The organism is Kitasatospora sp. NPDC058406 (assembly GCF_042722765.1).
GTDB lineage: Bacteria > Actinomycetota > Actinomycetes > Streptomycetales > Streptomycetaceae > Kitasatospora.
Genome location: NZ_JBHXKE010000468.1, coordinates 1 through 2,541, shown reverse-complemented (window position 1 = coordinate 2,541; position 2,541 = coordinate 1). Strand labels below are relative to the sequence as shown.

Sequence of the window (2,541 nt, the reverse complement as noted above, 5' to 3'; positions counted from 1 at the left end):
CCCCCGGTCCCGGGGCCGGCCCGGCGACGCCTGCGGACTCTGTTGCTCATTTCGCTGAGGGGTGTTGGTCGGGTTCGGGATGATCACTCTGTGGGCTGCCTGGCGGTGGTGCGGCCCGGGGGCGGAGTGTCGATGCGGCCGCAGGGGCTGCCGGAGACTCCGGCGATGACGAGGCCCGGGCGGACGCCGCGCTCCTGGAGGCGCTCGGCGCGGTGGTGCTGCGCCAGCTCGGCCCGGACACCTACGGATTCGCCCACGTCCTCGGCAGCGACGCTCCCTCTCCTCGTCGCAGTTGACGACTGACGCTGCCACGATCGGCGCCACAACCGCTTGAAGGGGTATTCGGGCAGTTCCAGTAGCCGACTTCACCATTGTGGGTGTCGGACGAGGGGAACGGGAGATCCAGGTTGTCGTGAGTCTGGTAGGACATGGGCGGAGGCACCTTCGGGAGGAAGGCATGGCAGAGGTCGGCGCGGACAGTTCCGGTGTCGGTGCTGCATACGAGTGCCCGGGTGAAAGAACGGCCCGCCGCGGCCCGGCCCGCCGCGGGCCGGGCCGAAGTGGTGACAGTGAAGATCGCCGGCCCTGTGCCGAGGAGGGCAGCCGGCAGCGGTCCTTCTAGTAGACCGTCAGGGAACTCGCCCTGTCGTTGATCCCGGTCGGGACGTTGATGGGCGGGCCGTAGGCGCCGTACTGGCCCAGCAGGTTGCTGTAGTTGTCCCCGTCATACAGGCTCAGGGTTCCGCCGCTTCGGTTCCAGAGGGCGCTGATCCGGTTGTTCATGTCGTAGTTGGCGAGCTTGAAGGAGCCGGCCCAGGGCACCACCCACAGCAGGCCGCCGCCGTTGGAGTTCTGGAACACGCATGCCTGGCCGTGCAGGCAGTTGTCCCACGCGGTGATCGCGGACGGGCTGTCCACCGTGATCGGCCGGATCACCGCAGGGGTTCCGGAGCTGACGTTGGCGAGGGTTTCGGCCGAAGCCGCCCCCACCGTGGATGCGAACATCATGGCAGTCCCAGCCGCCGCGAGAGCGATTCGCTTACGCATCAGATTCCCTTTCCTCGTTCGAGCGTACGCACTGTGCGCACATGTCAAATGGAGAACCGGCCTCGCGTCGAAGCCGGCAAACCGGCGCCCGACGGGCGAGCCGATGTTTCAGAGCAGTTGCACGGACCTGCCGCTGCGCGGTGAGGTCCCCGGCTCGTCCGTCTCCCGGTGTGCGGAGCGCGCTGCGGCGCCCCGTGCATCAACAACCCTGTGGCGGCGGCGCATTGTCCGAAAGGGCCCTCTGGGCAGGACATTCAATCCGGACAATGATGCGGGTGCGGCGGGACGGGCCCGCCCAGGGGTGGCGGCATGGACGCGAGGCCGGAGGCGACGGGGTGCAGGGCCCGTCGGGGCAGGCCGGAGCGGTTGGTCGACGCACAGGCCGGCCCGGTGGAACGGTTCGCCTGGGGGCTGCGGCAGTCGCGTGACCGGGCGCTCCTGTCCGCTCCTGCCGGCGCTGTGTCGGTCCGTGCGGTTCCGGGTTGGCGACTACCCCGGTCCACCGGTGCGTGCGGCCACCGCTGGGACACGCGTCAGCGCACCCCGCCGCCCGCAGGGGTCAGCCATGAGGGGCCTCGTCCTGATCGGCGGCCTGGAGGGGGCTGTGCTGGGGGAGCGTGGGCAGGAGCCAACTGGTGCTGTCGTCCGTGGGCCGGGAGGGCGGTTCGCGGCGCGGGGCGCCGCGGTAGTTCATGTACATCTCGGCCAGGACACTGACCTTCGCGCAGAGCATCCACGGCTCGAACGGCTTGGCGATGAAGTCGATGGCCCCGGCGTCGTAGCCGCGCAGCAGGCTCTCGGGGTCCGCTCCGATCGCGGTGACGAAGATGATCGGGATGTTGCGGGTCTGGGCGCGGCGCTTGATGCGGGCTGCTGTCTCGTAGCCGTCCATGCCGGGCATCTGCACGTCCAGGATGATCACGGCGACGTCGTCGTGCTGGAGCAGCGCCCTCAGTGCGTCCGTGCCGGAGGCCACCGCCAGCACCTGGCAGTCGGCGGCGGTCAGGACCGCCTCCAGGGCGATCAGGTTCGCGGGCTGGTCGTCGACGATGAGGACCCGTGGGCTGTCCGCGCCCGCAGGGGCGGGGCGGGTCATCCTGGCGTGCTGCGGTTCCTCGCCGGCCTGCTGCTCGGCCACGACCAGTTGGCGCTCCAGGAGCTCGCAGCGTGCTTCCGCGGCGAGCCGGCGCCGATGGGACTCCTCCAGCTCGGCCGTCAGCCGCGCGACTTCCGCCTCCAGGCGCCGGCGCTCGCGCAGCAGTTCCTCGCGGTCCCCGGTGTGGAGGACCAGTTCGTCGCCCCGGGCCCGTTCGCGGGCCCAGTCGCTCTCCAGCTGGTTGAGGCGCAGCGCCAGATCGGCGATGCGCTGGTTCCTGTCGAGCAGGGCCTCGCCGAGGATGTCGCTGTGGGCGGTCGAGCGCCGGGAGAGCCGGTCGGCCTCGGCCAGCTGGAACTGGAGCTGCTGGAGGGCGTGGCTGACCGAGGCGCTGGTGC

3 protein-coding genes are annotated in these 2,541 nt (G+C 70.6%); all 3 read right to left on the bottom strand.

The window, feature by feature from the left end:
• Positions 1-83 precede the first annotated feature (83 nt).
• Positions 84-257 (bottom strand): hypothetical protein, encoded by a 174-nt coding sequence (locus ACFWOG_RS40565; protein WP_380364745.1) that lies wholly within the window; start codon positions 255-257, stop codon positions 84-86.
• Between the two features lie 361 nt (positions 258-618).
• Complete coding sequence (locus tag ACFWOG_RS40560; protein ID WP_380364743.1) at positions 619-1,008, bottom strand: peptidase inhibitor family I36 protein; 390 nt, start codon at positions 1,006-1,008, stop codon at positions 619-621.
• A gap of 598 nt (positions 1,009-1,606) precedes the next feature.
• Positions 1,607-2,541: two-component system response regulator (locus tag ACFWOG_RS40555; RefSeq protein ID WP_380364741.1), on the bottom strand; the 935-nt coding region annotated here is incomplete at its 5' end.

Bases quoted from the DNA above. Each gene is read 5' to 3' on its own strand.
- ACFWOG_RS40560 (WP_380364743.1), bottom strand. From the start codon at position 1,008: ATGATGTTCGCATCCACGGTGGGGGCGGCTTCGGCCGAAACCCTCGCC.